The 16,395-nt window shown below is 65.2% G+C and carries 17 protein-coding genes and 1 pseudogene; 5 read left to right on the forward strand and 13 right to left on the reverse strand.

Going from position 1 to position 16,395, the window contains the following annotated elements:
* The 5 genes and pseudogenes from AC6LJY_RS21245 to AC6LJY_RS21265 all read right to left on the reverse strand — a co-directional run.
* Positions 1-690, reverse strand: a pseudogene (locus AC6LJY_RS21245) (flagellar hook-length control protein FliK); the annotation flags it as partial.
* Positions 687-1,043, reverse strand: a complete 357-nt coding sequence (locus tag AC6LJY_RS21250) for a flagellar protein FliT (RefSeq protein WP_104145683.1) — start codon at positions 1,041-1,043, stop codon at positions 687-689. The gene AC6LJY_RS21250 and the pseudogene AC6LJY_RS21245, both read right to left, overlap by 4 nt.
* Positions 1,044-1,090: 47 nt before the next feature.
* Complete coding sequence (gene fliS / locus AC6LJY_RS21255; RefSeq protein WP_046807466.1) at positions 1,091-1,519, reverse strand: flagellar export chaperone FliS; 429 nt, start codon at positions 1,517-1,519, stop codon at positions 1,091-1,093.
* Between the two features lie 19 nt (positions 1,520-1,538).
* Positions 1,539-2,927: a flagellar filament capping protein FliD gene (gene fliD, locus AC6LJY_RS21260; protein ID WP_046807465.1), complete on the reverse strand. Its 1,389-nt coding sequence runs from the start codon at positions 2,925-2,927 to the stop codon at positions 1,539-1,541.
* Positions 2,928-3,070: 143 nt separating this feature from the next.
* Positions 3,071-3,448 (reverse strand): flagellar protein FlaG, encoded by a 378-nt coding sequence (locus AC6LJY_RS21265; RefSeq protein WP_046807464.1) that lies wholly within the window; start codon positions 3,446-3,448, stop codon positions 3,071-3,073.
* 143 nt (positions 3,449-3,591) lie between these two features.
* Between AC6LJY_RS21265 and AC6LJY_RS21270 the strand changes: the two genes are divergently transcribed.
* Positions 3,592-4,329, forward strand: a complete 738-nt coding sequence (locus AC6LJY_RS21270; RefSeq protein WP_046807463.1) for an IclR family transcriptional regulator — start codon at positions 3,592-3,594, stop codon at positions 4,327-4,329.
* A 25-nt stretch (positions 4,330-4,354) separates the two neighbouring features.
* Here AC6LJY_RS21270 and AC6LJY_RS21275 read toward each other — a convergent pair whose 3' ends face one another.
* The 4 genes from AC6LJY_RS21275 to AC6LJY_RS21290 form a co-directional block, all read right to left on the reverse strand.
* Positions 4,355-5,521 (reverse strand): acyl-CoA dehydrogenase family protein, encoded by a 1,167-nt coding sequence (locus tag AC6LJY_RS21275; protein WP_046807462.1) that lies wholly within the window; start codon positions 5,519-5,521, stop codon positions 4,355-4,357.
* Positions 5,521-6,753, reverse strand: a complete 1,233-nt coding sequence (locus AC6LJY_RS21280) for a CaiB/BaiF CoA transferase family protein (protein WP_498136693.1) — start codon at positions 6,751-6,753, stop codon at positions 5,521-5,523. The genes AC6LJY_RS21275 and AC6LJY_RS21280 overlap by 1 nt, the downstream gene beginning before the upstream one ends.
* Positions 6,750-7,721: a Bug family tripartite tricarboxylate transporter substrate binding protein gene (locus tag AC6LJY_RS21285; protein ID WP_498136694.1), complete on the reverse strand. Its 972-nt coding sequence runs from the start codon at positions 7,719-7,721 to the stop codon at positions 6,750-6,752. Before AC6LJY_RS21285 ends, AC6LJY_RS21280 begins: the two co-directional genes overlap by 4 nt.
* A 71-nt stretch (positions 7,722-7,792) precedes the next feature.
* Positions 7,793-8,209 (reverse strand): cupin domain-containing protein, encoded by a 417-nt coding sequence (locus AC6LJY_RS21290; RefSeq protein WP_046807459.1) that lies wholly within the window; start codon positions 8,207-8,209, stop codon positions 7,793-7,795.
* 164 nt (positions 8,210-8,373) lie between these two features.
* On the opposite strand from AC6LJY_RS21290, the gene folC reads away from it, so the two are divergent.
* From folC to purF, 4 genes are all read left to right on the forward strand, one after another.
* Positions 8,374-9,684, forward strand: a complete 1,311-nt coding sequence (folC, locus tag AC6LJY_RS21295; RefSeq protein ID WP_046807458.1) for a bifunctional tetrahydrofolate synthase/dihydrofolate synthase — start codon at positions 8,374-8,376, stop codon at positions 9,682-9,684.
* Between the two features lie 63 nt (positions 9,685-9,747).
* Positions 9,748-10,599 (forward strand): SPOR domain-containing protein, encoded by an 852-nt coding sequence (locus tag AC6LJY_RS21300; protein ID WP_314364225.1) that lies wholly within the window; start codon positions 9,748-9,750, stop codon positions 10,597-10,599.
* On the forward strand, positions 10,599-11,087 hold the full coding sequence (locus AC6LJY_RS21305; RefSeq protein ID WP_046807457.1) for a CvpA family protein: 489 nt from the start codon (positions 10,599-10,601) through the stop codon (positions 11,085-11,087). Before AC6LJY_RS21300 ends, AC6LJY_RS21305 begins: the two co-directional genes overlap by 1 nt.
* 30 nt (positions 11,088-11,117) lie before the next feature.
* Positions 11,118-12,638 (forward strand): amidophosphoribosyltransferase, encoded by a 1,521-nt coding sequence (gene purF / locus AC6LJY_RS21310; RefSeq protein ID WP_120155022.1) that lies wholly within the window; start codon positions 11,118-11,120, stop codon positions 12,636-12,638.
* A gap of 1 nt (position 12,639) precedes the next feature.
* Here purF and dld read toward each other — a convergent pair whose 3' ends face one another.
* From dld to AC6LJY_RS21330, 4 genes are all read right to left on the reverse strand, one after another.
* Positions 12,640-14,418 carry a D-lactate dehydrogenase gene (gene dld, locus AC6LJY_RS21315; RefSeq protein WP_498136695.1) on the reverse strand — a complete coding sequence of 593 codons (1,779 nt, stop codon included), beginning with the start codon at positions 14,416-14,418 and terminating at the stop codon, positions 12,640-12,642.
* Entirely contained in the window at positions 14,415-15,182 is a 768-nt protein-coding gene (gene lldR, locus AC6LJY_RS21320) for a transcriptional regulator LldR (protein WP_498136696.1), read from the reverse strand. The genes dld and lldR overlap by 4 nt, the downstream gene beginning before the upstream one ends.
* Before the next feature lie 179 nt (positions 15,183-15,361).
* Positions 15,362-15,883 carry a M48 metallopeptidase family protein gene (locus AC6LJY_RS21325; protein ID WP_046807193.1) on the reverse strand — a complete coding sequence of 174 codons (522 nt, stop codon included), beginning with the start codon at positions 15,881-15,883 and terminating at the stop codon, positions 15,362-15,364.
* The gene (locus AC6LJY_RS21330) at positions 15,880-16,374 is read right to left on the reverse strand and encodes a disulfide bond formation protein B (protein ID WP_498136697.1); all 495 of its coding nucleotides are present in this window, start codon (positions 16,372-16,374) and stop codon (positions 15,880-15,882) included. The genes AC6LJY_RS21325 and AC6LJY_RS21330 overlap by 4 nt, the downstream gene beginning before the upstream one ends.
* Positions 16,375-16,395: the final 21 nt, after the last annotated feature.

A 16,395-nucleotide genomic window follows, 5' to 3' on the forward strand; every position in this document is an offset into this window, starting at 1 on the left:
TTGGAGTCGTGGAGTAGCCTGTAGCAATCGAGAAGAGATCGCGGCGCGTGGGAGGATAGAGGTGGGGTGGAGGGAGGGGTGGGGGGTGGGGGGGGGGGGGCTTGCGGGGGGGGGGGGGGGGGCGGGGGGGGGGGCGGGGGGGGCGGCGGTGTTCGCGGCAGCGCCCGTCTGCGGGGCGCCCGGCAACGTCTGCGCGGCTTGTCCGGGCTGGGCGGCCGGGCCGTTCGCGGGCGCGGGTTGGGATCCGGCTTGGGCGGGCGCTTGCTCAGCCGCGCCGCCATTGGCGTTCCACAGCGGGGCGCGTCCCTGGACGGCGGGCGCGGCTTCTGGAAACTGCGCCAGCAAGGCAAGAATCGTGCGGGCGGTGGTGCCCAGCGTGGTCGGCGCGGACGCGGTGGTGTCGCTACTGGTGACCAGCCCGCGCGCGGCCAGCGCCAGCGCGGCGGCGGTCTTGGCGTCGACAACGGTATTCTGGCGGTCGCCTCGGGCGCCGCCAGTTTGTATACCTTGCCGGGGGTCGCGGGTGGACCCGTCCGACGACCCGGGCTTTTCCGGGCCGCCAGGCTGGCTGACGGCGTCCGGCCGGGCGCCCGAAACCTGGTTGGCATTCGCGGCGGACATCGTCGTGCCAAGCACGGCGTCCAACCGCTGCACCAGGACGTTACCGAGTGCGGCGGGACCGACGCTCATTCTTCAGGCGCCTGCTGGTATCCGTAGGCCGACAGCAGCGTCTGCTGGCGCTTCATGCGCCCCAGCAGTTCGCCCAGGCGGGCCAGTTGAGGAATGGCCAGATCACGCGTCAGCGCGTCGTTTTCCAGGATGCGCACCAGCAGGTCGTACTTCATGGCGCGCGTGGCTTCGTCCAGCGGCGCCTTTTGTTCGGTCTGACGCAGGCGTTCGACGCGTTCGCAGTATTGCTGGCCGTGCACCATGGCCAGGTCCCAGTCGCCGGCCTTGGCGGCGGAGAGCATTTCCCCCGTGATGTCAGCAATCTCCTGGTAGTTTTCCAGGATGGAGGGAGGGGACTGGGTAAGGGACGTCATGGAAATCTCGGGCGTGCGCAGGCTGGCTAGGGACATGGTTCTGGCCATTACGGCTCCATGCCGCCGGCAGGCCGGTCGATGGAAGTCTGCCAGGCCTCGGCCAGGTCGGCCAGCAGGCGGTCGGCAATATCCAGCTGTTCGGCATCCGCCTTCAGGTTCGCCGTCAGCAGCGTGCGGATGATGTAGTCGTACAGCAGGGCGAGGTTGGCGGCGATATCGCCGCCGGCCTCCATATTAAGCCCCGTCTTCAGACCTTCATCGACGATCTTGATCGCTTTCGAGATGGCGGCGCCGCGCTCGGCGATCCGGCCTTCGTTCAAATGGATACGTGCCTGCCCGATGGCCGCCCGCGCACCCAGATACAGCAGGGTGATCAGCCGCTCCGGGCTTGCGCCCAGGACTTGCGTTTCCAGACCGATATCGGCGTAGGAACGAACAGAATAAGACCCTGAGGGCCGTCGGGCGGCATACGTCATTTAATGCATCTTCTATAAGTTACTTGTTGGACTTATTCATTGCCTCAAACTGCTGGGTCAGGTACGCGCCTGTGCTTTGCATCTTCATGTAGAAGGTGTCCAGCGCAACAAACTGCGAGCGCATCCGTTCGATTTCAGCGTCGCTGGACGCTTTGGCGCGTGCCTTCTGCGCATCCACGGCAGTGATGGACTTGGCCAAGCCGTCCTGGCGGGTCTTGAGCGAACCCGTCGAACCCAGCACGTCCTTGAGGGCGGCGTCGATGTTCTTGGCCAGGCCGTTTTCGCCGGTCAGCAGCTTGGTGACGTCTGCCGGGTTTTCCGTCAGGGCCTTGGTCAGCTTGGTCGTGTCCAGCTTCAATTCGCGGGCGGTGGCATCCGTGGTGATGCCCAGATCAGCCAGCGATTTCAGCGTGCCGTTGCCCAAGACGCCTTGCAGCGCGCCGGACAGGGCGGATTGGATCGAACGCGTCGTACCGTCGCCGGTCAGCGGCTGATTGGTGGCGGCCTTGGCGTCGAACGACGTCAGGTTCTTGATCGTGGTTTGCAGCGTCTTGTACTTGGTGACGAAGTCCTGCACGGCCTTGCTGGCGACCGAGGTGTCGGCTTCCAGCTTCAGCGTGATCGGCTTGTCGGCGTCCGTCTTTTCTGCCAGGTTCAACGTGATGCCGTCGATGGCGGTCGAAATGTTGTTCGAACCGCTCTTGACCGGGATGCCGTTGATGATGACTTCGGCGTCCTGGCCCTTGGTGGCCGTCATGCCGCTGGTGACGCCGCCGGCGTCGGTGCTGAAGGTCAGGATGTCTTTCAGCGACTGGTCGCCGTTAACGGTAATGGACTTGACCGATGCCTTCTCGCCCGTGTCGCGCGCGGTCAGCATCAGGAAGTTGTTGCCGTTGCCGTCGTTGATGACCGTGGCGCGCAGGCCGGTCTTGTCGTCGGCGTTGATGGCTTTGACGATCCCGTTCAGCGACGTGTCGTCTTTCAGGTCGACGGTACGCTTGGTGCCGTCGGCCAGTTCGATTTCAAACGTGCCGGTGGCGCCGTTCTGAGCCGTGCGGTCGGCAATGGCCGACGATTGCAAGCTTTGGGCACGCGCCAGGTTTTTCACTTCGATGGTGTACTCGCCAGCCACCGCGCCTTCCGCGGCCACGGTGGCCGTCAGGGCGGAACCGCCGGTCACGCTGCCTTTGATGGCAGCCATCGTTTCGGTCTTGCCCAGCACGGCGGCAGACGACTGAAGGGCTTCCAACGCGCTTTGCAGCTGCGAGTAAGCGTCGATACGGGTTTGGTAGCTTTCGGCGCGGGTCGTGTAGACCGACAGCTTTTTCGTCTCGGCGTCTTGCAGGTCCGACAGGATCTTTTCCAGCGGCAAGCCGGACACGGACCCAAGGTTGGTAATAGAAGCCATGTGAAATTCCTTCCTAGCGATGCGATTCTGTCAAAAATATGATGCCGGCGATTGGCCGGGTAAGGGCATAAGGCGGGCCTAATTCGGGGTTTCCCTCACGAAATGGCGCCAACTTGCATGGAAAACACCGTTTTAAGGGTCACCTACGCGGAAGTCTTGATGCCGTTTCCTTGCATGTTCACGATCATTTTGGCGATTTTCAGCACGGTTTCGCTGGGGATCGTACGAATGACATCGCCCGATTCCGCGTCCACCACCGACACCACCACCTGATGCACGTTCGGGTCTATCTCGAACTGCAATTGAGTCGACCACGCCTTCATCTGGTCGTTGATTTCGTCCAGCGCCTTGTCCAGCGGCAGCTTCTGCGAATCTGATTGGTCCGACGTGGCACTGTCGGAGGCGCCGCTGTTCGTGGCGGCGGCCGCGGGCGTCACGCTCACAGCCGGTTCGGCTGCGACGGGGGCCAACACGGGCGCAACGGGTGCGAACGTAGCGGGGGCTAGGGGGGTTACGGCCATGATCACTCCAGCGGCGATGTGGGCGTCTCGGAGGAACGCGCTGTTTTCAGGGAATTCTCAGCTACGATTACGGCACCTTTGCAGGGAACTTTAGCCCCCGGCGGGGCTGGGTCTTTCACGTGCTAATCAGTTTGGATCGGGCAATGAGTGTCAAGACGGCGCTGCGAGTCATCGAAATCATCGAAACCTTTGCCCGCGAAAAGCGCGCGTTGCCCTTGTCGGAGCTGGCCCGTCTGCTGGATGTGCCGGTGTCCAGCTGCCTGGCGCTGATCCGCACCTTGACCGGGCTGGGCTACCTGTATGAAACGGGCCGGCGCCAGGGGTACTACCCCACCGGCCGGCTGCTGGCCATGGCGCAACGCATCGCGCGTGCGGACCCCGTGCTGGATCGCGTCTACCCCAGCCTGGCCGAATTGCGCGACGCCACCCGCGAAACCGTTGTTTTTGCCAAGCTGACGCAGGACGGCCGCGTGGTCTATCTGGACGTGCTGGATTCGCCACATACCATCCGATACGCGCCCGTTGCCGGCGAGTTCAAGGACGTACATGCCAATTCGCTGGGCAAGGCCTTGATGTCGCTGATGGACGAATCCGCGCGCCATGCCGTCCTGGCCGGCACGCCGATGACGCGCTACAACGAGCGCACGCTGGTCACCGCCGAGGCACTGGAAGCTGATCTTCAGCGCTCGCGGCAACGCGGCTGGTTCATGAACAGTGGGGAATCGATCGCCGACGTGGGCGCCATTGCGTGGCCCGTCACGCTGTCGGGCGAGCACTATGCGATTTCGGTGGGCGGCCCGATCTACCGGATCGAGCCGCAGCAAGAGGCGTATGCGCGCATCCTGCGGGCGGCCTGCACGGCGCTGGAACAGCAGGCCTGACGGGGCGCGGGCCCCGCCCTGATCCTTAATACGACTTCGGCAGCCCCAGCACCTTTTCGGCGATAAAGCACATGATCAGCTGCGGGCTGACGGGCGCAATGCGCGGAATGAAGCTTTCGCGCAGCAGCCGTTCCACGTGGTATTCCTTGGCGTAGCCCATGCCGCCCAGCGTCATCACCGCCGTCTGGCAGGCGTTGTAGCCGGCTTCGGCCGCCAGGTACTTGGCGGTGTTGGCGTAGGGGCCGCAGGGCAGGCCGGCGTCGTACAGGCTGGCGGCCTTGAACACCATCAGGTCGGCGGCCTCCAGCTGCATCCAGGCTTGTGCAAGCGGGTGCTGGATACCCTGGTTCTGGCCAATGGGGCGGCCGAATACGGTGCGTTCGCCGGCATACTTCACCGCCCGGTCCAGCGCCGCGCGGCCAATGCCCACGGCTTCCGCCGCGATCAGGATGCGTTCGGGGTTCAAGCCGTGCAGGATGTATTCAAAGCCTCGGCCCTCTTCGCCGATGCGGTCGGCCACGGGGATGCGCAGGCCATCGATGAACAGCATGTTCGAGTCCACGGCCTTGCGGCCCATTTTCTCGATCTCGCGCACTTCGATCTTTTCGCGGTCCAGGTCCGTATAGAACAGCGACAGGCCCTGGGTGGGTTTGTCTACCTCGGACAACGGCGTGGTGCGCGCCAGCAGCAGCATTTTGGTGGCAACCTGCGCCGTCGATATCCAGATCTTGCGCCCATGCACCACGTATTCATCGCCCTGGCGCACCGCCCGGGTCGACAGCTTGGTGGTGTCCAGCCCGGCATCGGGCTCGGTTACGGCGAAGCAGGCTTTTTCGCGCCCGGCGATCAGCGGTTCCAGCCAGCGGCTGCGTTGTTCGTCACTGCCGAAGACCACCACCGGATTCAGCCCGAAGATGTTCATGTGCACGGCGGACGCGCCGGTAAAGCCCGCGCCGGACGCGGCGATGGTCTGCATCATCAGCGCGGCTTCCGTCATGCCCAGGCCGGCGCCACCGTATTCCTGCGGCATGGCGATGCCCAGCCAGCCGTCGCGGGCCAGATCGGCATGCAGCGGCTCGGGAAAGCCGCCTTCGCGGTCGCGTTCCAGCCAGTATTCGTCGGGGTAGCGGTCGCAGATGCGCGAAACGGCGTCGCGCAGCGCCAATTGGTCGGGGGTGAAAGCAAAGTCCATCAGTCGTTTCCGTCCTGGGTAATGCCACGGGCGAGCAGGTCGTCGATCCGGGCGTCGTCGTAGCCGGCCTGCGCCAGCACCTCGCGGCTGTGCTCGCCCAGTCGGGGGGCGGGCCGGCGCAGCGATGTCGGCGTGCCTTGGTAATGGCCCAGCGGCGCGGGGGTGCGCAGCGGGCCTTCGCTGGGGTGGTCGATGTGGCGGATGAAGTCGGTGGCGGCCAGGTGCTCGTCTTGCAGCAGGTCGTCCACCGTGTACAACTGCGAGGCCGGAATGTCGGCCGCCGCCATCGCTGCCAGCCAATGGTCCGTGCTGCGGGTGCGAATCACGTCTGCCACGAAGGCGTAGACCTCGCTGATGTGCGCCGCCCGCGCGCCATGCGTGCAAAAGCGCGGGTCCTGGGCCAATTCCGGCTGCTCGATCAGCTTGAAGAAGTTGCGCCAGTGCTTGTCGTTGTAGATCAGCAAGCATAGGTAGCCGTCGGCCGTGGCGTAGGGGCGGCGGTGCGGGGCCAGCAGCCGGGCGTAGCCGGTGGGTCCCAGAGGCGGTTCAAAGGTCGCCCCGCCCAGGTGGTCGCCCAGCACCAGATGCGCCATGCCTTCAAACATCGGGATCTCGACCTGTTGGCCGCGCCCCGTGGTCTTGGCGTGCAGCACGGCCGACACCAGGGCGATGCCTACGTGCAGGCCCACCGCGCGGTCCGCCAGCGTCAGCGGCGCGTAGCGCGGCACGTCGCCGCTTTGCTGGGCCGACAGCGCCGCGATGCCCGTCTGCCCCTGGATCAGGTCGTCGTACGCGGGCCGGCCGGCGTAGGGGCCGGCCTCGCCAAACCCGTAGGCGCCCAGGTAAACGATGCGCGGGTTGCGCGCGGCCACCGCCTCGTACGACAAGCCCAGCCGCGCCATGGCTTGGGGCCGGATGTTGTAGAGCAGTGCGTCGCAGCTTTCCGCCAGCCTCAAGCAAGCCGCCAGGCCCTCGGGCGTCTTCAGGTCCAGCACGATGGACCGCTTGTTGCGGTTCAGGTGCAGGTACAAGTGGCCCATGCCCGGATTGCGCATGGGGCCCACGGCGCGCATGTTGTCGCCCGCGGGCGATTCCACCTTGATGACGTCCGCGCCCAGGTCCGCCAGCGTCTGAGTGGCGTAAGGGCCCATCACGACCGAGCTCAGGTCCAGGATGCGCACCCCGGCAAGCGGGCCGCCGGCGGCGGCATCAGTGGATGAATGCTGCGTCATTGTTGTTGGATCCCCGCGTCTTTGATCAGCTTGCCCCACAGGTCGCGCTGTTCGCTGACGAACGTGGCGAAGTCCTGCGGCGTACCCGAAAAGGCGTCGAAGCCCAGGCCCGCCAGGCGCTTCTTCACGTCGGGATTGGCCACCACTTTGTTGATCGCGGCGTTCAACTTGGCCACCACCTCGGGCGGCAGGCCGGCCGGGCCGAAATAGCCGTTCCAGGAATTCAGGTCAAAGTCCTTCACGCCCGCCTCGGCCATGGACGGCAGGTCCGGCACGATGGCGCTGCGCTCGGCGGTGGACACGGCCAGGGCCCGCAGTTGGCCGGAGTGCACGAACGGCAGGCCGGAAGCCAGGTCGGTGAACATGAAATCCACCTGGCCGCCGACCACGTCGGTCAGCCCCTGCGGCGTGCCCTTGTACGGCACGTGCAGGATGTCGATCTTGGCGCGGTCGGCCAGCGTTGCGCCCGCGACGATGCCCGTGCTGTTGCCGCTGGCGTAGGTGATGCGGCCGGGGTTCTTCTTCGCGTCAGCCACCAGTTCGGCCACGTTCTTCCAGGGCCGTTTCGGGTTTACGACCAGGATGAAAGGCAGGTTGCCGCCGCGCGCGATGGGCGTGAAATCCTTGACGGGGTCGTAGGACACGTTCTTCATCAGCCAGGGGGCGGCCGAGTGCGACGTATTGGTGGTGACGAACAAGGTGTAGCCGTCCGGCTTGGCGCGCGCCACATAGCTGGCCGCGATGGTCGCGTTGGCGCCGGGCTTGTTCTCGACGACGATCTGTTGGCCCAGGATGGTCGACAGCTCCTGCCCGAAGATGCGGCCGACGGCATCGGTGCCTGAACCGGCCGGGAACGGCACGATCAACGTAATGGGTTTGTTGGGGTAGTCGGCCGCCTGCGCCAGGGGCGCGGCCAACAATGCCGCGCCGCTGAGCAGGGCGGTACCGAATAGACGGAAGGGGTGCATGGGTTGTCTCCAGTTTTTATAGATAGGAATGCAAGCGCGGCTCTGCGTCCGCTGCCTGGTGCCGCGCCGCGTCAGGCGGCGGGCGAGGGCGCCGGAAAGTCCCGGATCACGCGGTCGGGGGATTCTTCGTACGGAGGGGTGTAGATCACCAGCAGCCTGGCGGGCTCGTCGCTGGTCACGGTAAATACGTGGGGGATGTCGGGCGGGAAGTAGCAGCAGTCGCCCGCCACCATGTCGGCCGTTTCGTCCGCCACCTGCGCGCGCGCGGTGCCGGACAACAGATAACAGACCTGTTCGATGCCCGGATGCGCATGCGGCAGCGCGCCCTGGCCTTTTTCAATCACGCCCAGCAGCACTTCCACGCCGCGCGCGCCGACCGTGTCGGGGCTGATCAGCCGGCGGTTCAAGGTGCCGGTGTGATTGGCGGGGTGATAGCCGGGGATGTCGGCTTCGCGAACCAGCCAGCGGGGGGGTGAAGATTGCGTCATGTTCGTCCGTCTAAGTTTTCATACGTAAATTCATTTTCACGTATGCGAAAAACATCGGCAAGCGCTTTTTCGGAACCGATACCGTGGCGCGCCCTAGGGGATTAGGGAAAACACCGGGCACCGGCTGCTAAAATCCTGGGCTGATCTCCTCTCTCGGCCCCGACATGTCCCCCGTTTCTTCGCCTGACGCTTCCGCCACCCTGTCCGACTGGCTCCAGTACCTGGAATCCATACACGCCACCGCGATCGACATGGGCCTGGACCGCGTGCGCGACGTGGCCACCCGCATGGGGCTTGAGCTGTCGGGCGTGAAGTTCGTGGTGGGCGGCACCAACGGCAAGGGGTCCACCTGTGCCATGCTTGAAGCCATCCTGCTGGCTGCCGGCTACAAGGTCGGGCTGTACACGTCGCCCCACCTGATCGACTTCAACGAACGGGCCCGCGTCAACGGCCAGATCGCCTCGGACGCCGAGCTGATCGCGCAGTTCCAGGCGGTCGAAGCGGCGCGGGGCGAGGTTTCGCTGACCTACTTTGAATTCACCACGCTGGCCATCCTGCGGCTCTTCTCGCAAACGCGGTTGGACGCCATCGTGCTGGAAGTGGGGCTGGGCGGGCGGCTGGACGCCGTCAATATCGTCGACGCCGATTGCGCCATCGTCACCAGCGTAGACCTTGACCACACCGACTGGCTGGGCGATACCCGCGAAAAAATCGGCTTCGAAAAGGCCCACATCTATCGCGCTGGCCGTCCGGCCATTTGCAGCGATCCGGTGCCCCCGCAATCGCTGCTGGACCACGTTGAAAAAATCGGCGCGGATCTCTGGCTGTTCGGGCGCGACTACAACTATTCCGGCGACCGCCAGCAATGGGCGTATGGCGGGCGCGAACAGCGCCGCAGCGCGCTGGCGTACCCGGCGCTGCGCGGGGCCAACCAGCTGCTGAACGCGTCCGCCGCGCTGGCCGCGCTGGAATCGGTGCGCGACCGGCTGCCGGTGCAGCAGCAGGCGGTGCGGCTTGGGCTGCTACAAGCCTCGCTGCCGGGCCGCTTCCAGATTCTGCCCGGTCAGCCGTCGGTGATCCTGGATGTGGCGCACAACCCGCATGCCGCGGCCGTGCTGGCGCAGAACCTGGACAACATGGGCTTTCATCCGTACACCCACGCGGTGTTCGGCATGCTGAACGACAAGGACCTGGCCGGCGTCATCGCCAAGCTGGGCTCCCGCATCGACCACTGGTATTGCGCAGGGCTGCCGGGCCCGCGCGGCACGTCGGGCCAGGCGCTGGCCGACAAGGTGGCCGCCGCCTTGCCGCCATCGCCCGCGGGGGCGGAAAGCCCCAGCATCGCCGCCTTCGACGATCCCGCGCAAGCCTACGCGGCGGCGCGCGAACGGGCGGTCGAGAATGATAGAATCGTCGTGTTTGGGTCGTTTCTCACCGTGGCCTCGGTTTTGCAGGCTCTGGGTCGCAAGGCATAGGCAAAACGGGACATGGCGGCCCGCCGCCATATTGCCGCAAGGCGCCGCAAGGAATTCTCTTCCATGGGTTTTTTCAATCGCAAAGATCCTGCCGACCAGGCGCAGTCCTCTAAACGGGCGGCAGTGCCTAGCGAGGTTCAGGCTGCGCAGTTGCGCGGCCGTGCGCGGCGCAGGTTGGCAGGCGCCGTCGCCCTGGTGCTGGCGGCAGTCATCATCCTGCCCATGGTGCTTGATTCGCAGCCGGTGCCGGTTGCCGACAACATTCCCATCCGCGTGCCGGACCGCAACACTCCCTTCCAACCGCAGGTAAGCGAGCCGCAGGCCGCCGGGTCCGGTGCTGCCGCGTCGGGCGCAGCCGCAGCCAATGGCGCCGCCACGGGCACCGCGCCTACCGAAACCCCGGTGCCCACGCCGCCTGCCGTGACCTCCACGCCGCCCGCCGCGACGGCGTCCAGCGCGCAAGGAACCACCGTGCAGGTCACGCCGCCACTGGTGCCGCCCAAGCCCGAAGCCAAGCCCAAGCCGGAACCCAAGCCCGAGGCCAAGCCGGAAGCCAAACCGACCACCCCCGCCAAACCCGACACGCGTTCCGATGACGGCGCGCGCGCTTTGGCGCTGCTGGAAGGGCGTGCGGCACCGGCTGCTTCGGCGCCGGCCACCGCGCCCAAGCCTGCCGCCAAGGGCAATTTCGTGTTGCAGATCGCGGCGTACACCACGTCGGAAGACGCCCAATCGCGTCGCGCCAAGCTGCATCAGGCGGGCGTCACCAACGCATTTGTTGAACAAGCCTCCATCGGAGGCAAGCAGCAGTACCGTTTGCGCGTGGGGCCGTTCCCCTCTCGCGAAGCGGCACAGGCGGCCCAGGCGCGTTTGCGCACCTTGGGCTATGACAATGGTTTTATCGCCGCCCAATAGTGACCGGTTTCGACTTCGTCGTGCTGGCCATCCTGGCGGTCTCGGGTGTGCTGGGCCTGGTGCGCGGCCTGCTCAAAGAGGTGCTGTCGCTGGTCGCCTATCTGCTGGCCTTCGTGGCCGCGATATGGTGGGGTCCCACGGTGTATACGTGGCTAGAGCCCTATATTGAAACGACGCTGCTGCGCATGGGAGTCTCATACGCCGTGGTGTTCATCCTAGTGCTGCTCGGTGTGGGTTTGGTCAACATGACGCTAGCCGCCTTGATCCGCAGTACCGGACTCAGCCCGGCCGATCACGGCCTGGGCGGAATGTTCGGGCTGGCCCGTGGTCTGCTGATCGTGCTGGCGTTGGTGGCCGCTGCCGGCTACACGCCGCTGCCCCAAGAGCCGTGGTGGAAGGACGCCATGTTTTCGCATTCGGCCATCGAGGCCATCAAACATATCAAAACGTGGCTGCCGCCGTCTTTGGCGACTTGGCTGCCGTATTGATTAGCTTCAAATCAACCAGGAAATCTCACCATGTGTGGAATCGTAGGGGTCATCGGGCGCGGGCCGGTCAACCAGCTGCTCTATGACAGCTTGCTGTTGTTGCAGCATCGCGGGCAGGACGCCGCGGGCATCGCGACGTCGCAAGGCAACCAATTCAATATGTACAAGGCTCACGGCCTGGTGCGCGACGTCTTCCGTACGCGCAACATGCGTTCGTTGCCCGGTACGTCCGGCGTCGGCCAGGTCCGCTATCCCACCGCGGGCTCCAGCGCCAGCGAGGAAGAGGCCCAGCCGTTCTACGTCAACGCCCCGTTCGGCATCATGTTTGCCCACAACGGCAACCTGACCAACTGGCGTGAACTGCGTGAATCGCTGTACCGCGTCGACCGTCGCCACATCAACACGAATTCCGATTCCGAAGTGCTGCTGAACGTGCTTGCGCACGAGCTGCAATCCTCGGCCAACGGTGTGTCGCTAGACGACGACGCGATCTTCCGTGCGGTGTCGGCCGTGCATAAGCGCGTGCGTGGCGCCTATGCGGTCGTGGCGCAGATTTCCGGTTACGGCCTGCTGGCCTTCCGCGACCCCAACGGCATCCGCCCGTTGTGTATCGGCCGCATGGAAACCGACGAAGGCGTTGAATGGATGGTGGCCTCGGAATCCGTGGCGCTGGAAGGCAGCGGCTTTGTCTTCGTGCGCGACGTCGAGCCCGGCGAAGCCGTGTTCGTCGACCTGGACGGCCGCTTCGTCAGCCGCCAGTGCGCCGAGAACCCGCAACTGGTGCCCTGCATTTTCGAATACGTGTACTTCGCGCGTCCGGATTCGCTGATCGACGGCGTGTCGGTCTACGACGCCCGCCTGCGCATGGGCGAGTACCTGGCCGACAAGGTCGCGCGCAACATGCGCCTGGGCGACATCGACGTCGTCATGCCGATTCCGGATTCCTCGCGTCCCGCCGCCATGCAGTTGGCCGCGCGCCTGAACCTGGACTACCGCGAAGGGCTCATCAAGAACCGCTACGTGGGTCGCACGTTCATCATGCCGGGCCAGGCCGTGCGCCGTAAGTCCGTGCGCCAGAAGCTCAATGCCATCGGCATGGAATTCAAGGGCAAGAACGTGCTGCTGGTTGATGACTCCATCGTGCGCGGCACCACCAGCCGCGAAATCGTCGACATGGCGCGCGCCGCCGGCGCCAACAAGGTGTACTTCGCGTCCGCCGCGCCTCCGGTGCGATTCCCGAACGTGTACGGCATCGACATGCCCACGCAATCGGAACTGATCGCCACCGGCCGCAGCGACGAAGAAATCGCCCGCGCCATCGGCGCCGATTCGTTGATCTACCAGGATCTGTCCGACATGCAGCAGTCGGTGCGTGACCTGAACCCCAAGATGCAGCGCTTTGAGGCTTCGTGCTTCGACGGCGAATACGTCACGGGCGACATCACCGCCGAATACCTGGCCCGCCTGGGTCAGTCGCGCGCCGAACCCGGCCAGGACGAAGGCGCCAGCGGCTTGCAATTCAACATGGGCTACGCCGCCAACGACGCCTGATCTACCCCTGCGCGCCGCGGCCATCCTCTTGGCCGCGGTAAGCGGCCGGCAACCCTTGCTGGCCGCAGCAGGCACCCCAATTCAACAGTTTTGACGTGTGCCCGATGCCCGGGTTGAACGTGTTGGTGGGGTCCAGTTCCCGATAGAACGCAGCCAGCGCCGGCTTGGCAACATACAAGTGCCCCACGTTGTGCTCGGCCGGATATTCCGCCTGCCGCGCGTCCAGCAACGCCCACATGCGATGCTCCATCGCGACCGGATCGACGCCCTTGCGCACGATGTAGTCCTGGTGAAACACGTGGCAGAAAAAGTGCCCGTAATACAGCTTGTGCACGATGTCGCGTTCCATGTCGGCCGGCAGGGTCTCGACCCATTCCCGGTCATTGCGGCGCAACGCGATGTCCAGCGGCACGATGTCCTGCACCGTTGAGCGATGCGTGTCGCGATAGCGGATTGCCGCGCCCGCGATGGCAAAACGATGCAGAAAGGCCTTGCGTCCTTCTTCGGCGTCGCATTCAAAGAATGCGGCGTCCTTGCGTCCCGCGAAGTGCTTCGTCAAAAACGCGCGCGTGGCCTCGACCGTATCGTTGGACACGCGCAGCAGCAGGTGGTGTTCGTAGCGGTCGCGGTAGTCGCGCATGCGGCGCGGCAGATGATTCGGCAGCAGCGCCACAACGGCCTGTATCGCGCGGTCGATCAGGCCCGGCAGGCCCAGCCGTTCCGCCATGCCGTCCAGCCGGCTCTTGATGGCAAAGGCCTTGGGTACGCGGGCGGTGCCCAGTTTGTCGATCAGCAGAAACACGTCTTTGCCATAGCGCGCGCCGATATCGAATGCGTCGCGATGGATGTATTCGCCCGCGATAGGCAGCCGTGGAAGCTTGGCCAATAGTTCGCGGCGGACAGCGGTCAGGTCATCGGGCCGGTTGCTGCCGATATAAAACACCGTGCTGGGTTCGCGCTCGAACGTGTCCAGCCGCACCGCGAACAGGCACACGCGGCCGGCCGAGCCGGAGGCTTCGTGCAGGCGTGAGGGGTCCGCATTGAAGCGCGCCGGCGTGGGGGCGTCGATCTGGCGCACATGGTCGGCATAGTTGGGGTCTGACGCCGCGCCCACGTCATCGCTGATATCGCCGGGACCATAGTCGCCGGCCTGCAAACGGGTCAGGATCTCTTCGGGCGTCTGGCCCAGGTCGATGCCCAGATGGTTGACCAGGTTAAGCGAACCGTCTTCGTTCAGCCGCGCGTACAGCGCCAGTTCGGTATACGCGGGCCCGCGCCGCAGCAAGGCGCCGCCCGAGTTGTTGCACACGCCGCCCAGCACCGACGCCCCAATGCAGGACGACCCGATCACCGAATGCGGTTCGCGACCCAGCGGCGCCAGCGTCTGCTCCAGCCGGTCCAGCGTGGCGCCGGGCAGGCACACCACCTGCCGCCCGTCGCGGATCACCTGCACCCCCGGAATGCGCAGCGTGCTGACCAGCACGATCTCGCGGTCGTACTGATCGCCATCGGGCGTGGACCCGCCGGTCAGCCCGGTGTTGGCGGCCTGCATGATGACGATGCGCCCCGATTGCACCACGGCTTGCAGCACACGCCATTGCTCCAGCAAGCTGCCGGGGCGTACCACCGCAAGCACACGGCCTTCGCCCGTGCGATGGCCGCGACGAAAGCGGCGCGTGGCCGCATCGCCGGTCAGTACATGCGCGTTGCCGACCACGGCGCGCAGTTGGGTCAGCAATTCGGTGCCGGTGCCGGTGTCGGGGGTGGAGGCTGGCGTCATGGTTGGGGCGAGGGCGGGGGCGGGGAGGGCAGGCGGGCGGCGCGGTCGCGCCGGGCGGCGTCTTCGTCCATTTTGACGAGCGTGGCGCGGATGTAGTCCAGGTGCTGGCCGATGACGGCGCGCGCCTGGTCGGCGTCGCCGTCAAGGATGCTTTGCATCAGCGCCTGGTGCTGATGGGTCAGCTTGTCGTGCGAGGACGGGCTGTCCTGGATGACCATGATGCGGCGGTTTTGCGCCACGGTGGACAGCATCAGGTCGAACAGCCCGCGCATGACTTGCAGCAGCACCAGGTTGTGCGAGGCTTCGGCAATGGCCAGGTGAAACTGCGCGTCGGCGTGGGCCGAGAGCTCGGCATTGCCGCGTTGCTGGTAGTCGACCATCTGATCGAAGCAGCGCTGGATCTTGGCTTTGTCCGCGTCGGTGGCGCGTTGCGCCGCGTAGCTGGCGGTGCTGGTTTCCAGCGCGCAGCGCGTTTCCAGCACGTCATAGCGGTACTGCGGGTCGTGCTGCATCAGCGCGGCCAACGGCGACATTGATTCCTGCGGCCATTGATGCGCGTCGGCCGCCAAAAACGTGCCGGCGCCGACGCGGCTGATCAGGATGCCGTGGCTGGACAGCTTCTGGATGGCCTCACGCAAGGCGGTGCGTGACACGCCCAGGCTTTGCGCCAAGCCGCGCTCGGCCGGCAGCCTTCCACCCGGCGCGATGTTGCGGGCCTGGATCAGGGATAACAGCTTTTCAGCGACTTGGTCTGACAGGCGCATGGGATATTGGTACGACCAATTTGCCGTCCCTTGCGGGCGGCGGCGCATGCCAATCAGGCGCCGGAGGCAATGATACCCAAGAATCGCCGCTCAATCTCGCGGGAAGATTCGTTTAATTCGCGATATTGCCAAGCGAAACTGGTACGACCAATTTGTTGTAAAGCGACGCTGCCCGACCTTCAGCCCACCGGCGCCCACAGCGTTTCGCGGGTGGCTTCCAGATGCGTCAGATACAGCCGCAGATCAAATTCGTATTGGTGGTAGTGCGGTTCCATGCGCAGGCACAAGTTGTAGAAGGCCTTGTTATGGTCCTTCTCTTTCAAGTGCGCCAACTCATGCACGGTGATCATTTTCAGGAACTGCGCGGGCACGGTCTTGAATAGCGTCGCCACCCGGATCTCGTGCTTGGCGCGTAATTTCCCGCCCTGCACGCGCGAGATGTACGTGTGCTGGCCCAGCGCGTGCTGGATCACATGAATCTTGCTGTCGTACGCCACCTTGTTGATCTGGTCGCCATTGCGCAGATACGTGTTCTTCAGGTCGGTCACGTACTGGTAAAGCGCGCGGTCGGTGCGGATGTCGTGCGGCCCATCCGGGTAGCGCGCAAGCAGGGCGTCGCCCAGCTTGCCGCGCTCAAGCAGCGTCTGGGCCTGGACGAGCAGGGGTTCCGGATAGCCGGTAAGAAATTTCAGGGTAGTCACAGCGCCGAGCGAGCAGGCGCGCGCCCGAAGACCACCGGCAGCGCCATGAAGAACAGGATCACGAAAAGCGCCAGGCTCCACAGGGCGTATTCGATGCCCAGCACCGGCACCTTGGCGTCCATGCAGGTGGCGAAAATGCCGAACACCCAGGGCACGTTGCCTTCCAGGCCGATGCCCGTCATGAAGCGGTCGGCAAACGTCTGGTCGCACGACAGCATGTTGGCCGCCACGGTGTACTGGTACCAGGCCGCCACCACGCCGGACAACGACAACAGCGCCGCCAGCGCGCCGGCAATGCGGGTCAGCGCACGGCCGCCACCAAATCCGCCCACCAGCGCCACCGCCCCGATCACCAGATAGATTAGGCGTTGCAGCACGCACCAGGCGCAGGGCGGCATGTCAAAGACGTGTTGTGAAATCAGGGCCACGCCAACGGCGCCGAAGCAAAACAGGGCAATCAGGCGTAGCAGGCGTTCAGAGCGGGTAGTCATTTTTTTAGCTTGTCTTGAGAT

It is taken from the genome of Achromobacter sp. RT286_PF, assembly GCF_059760425.1.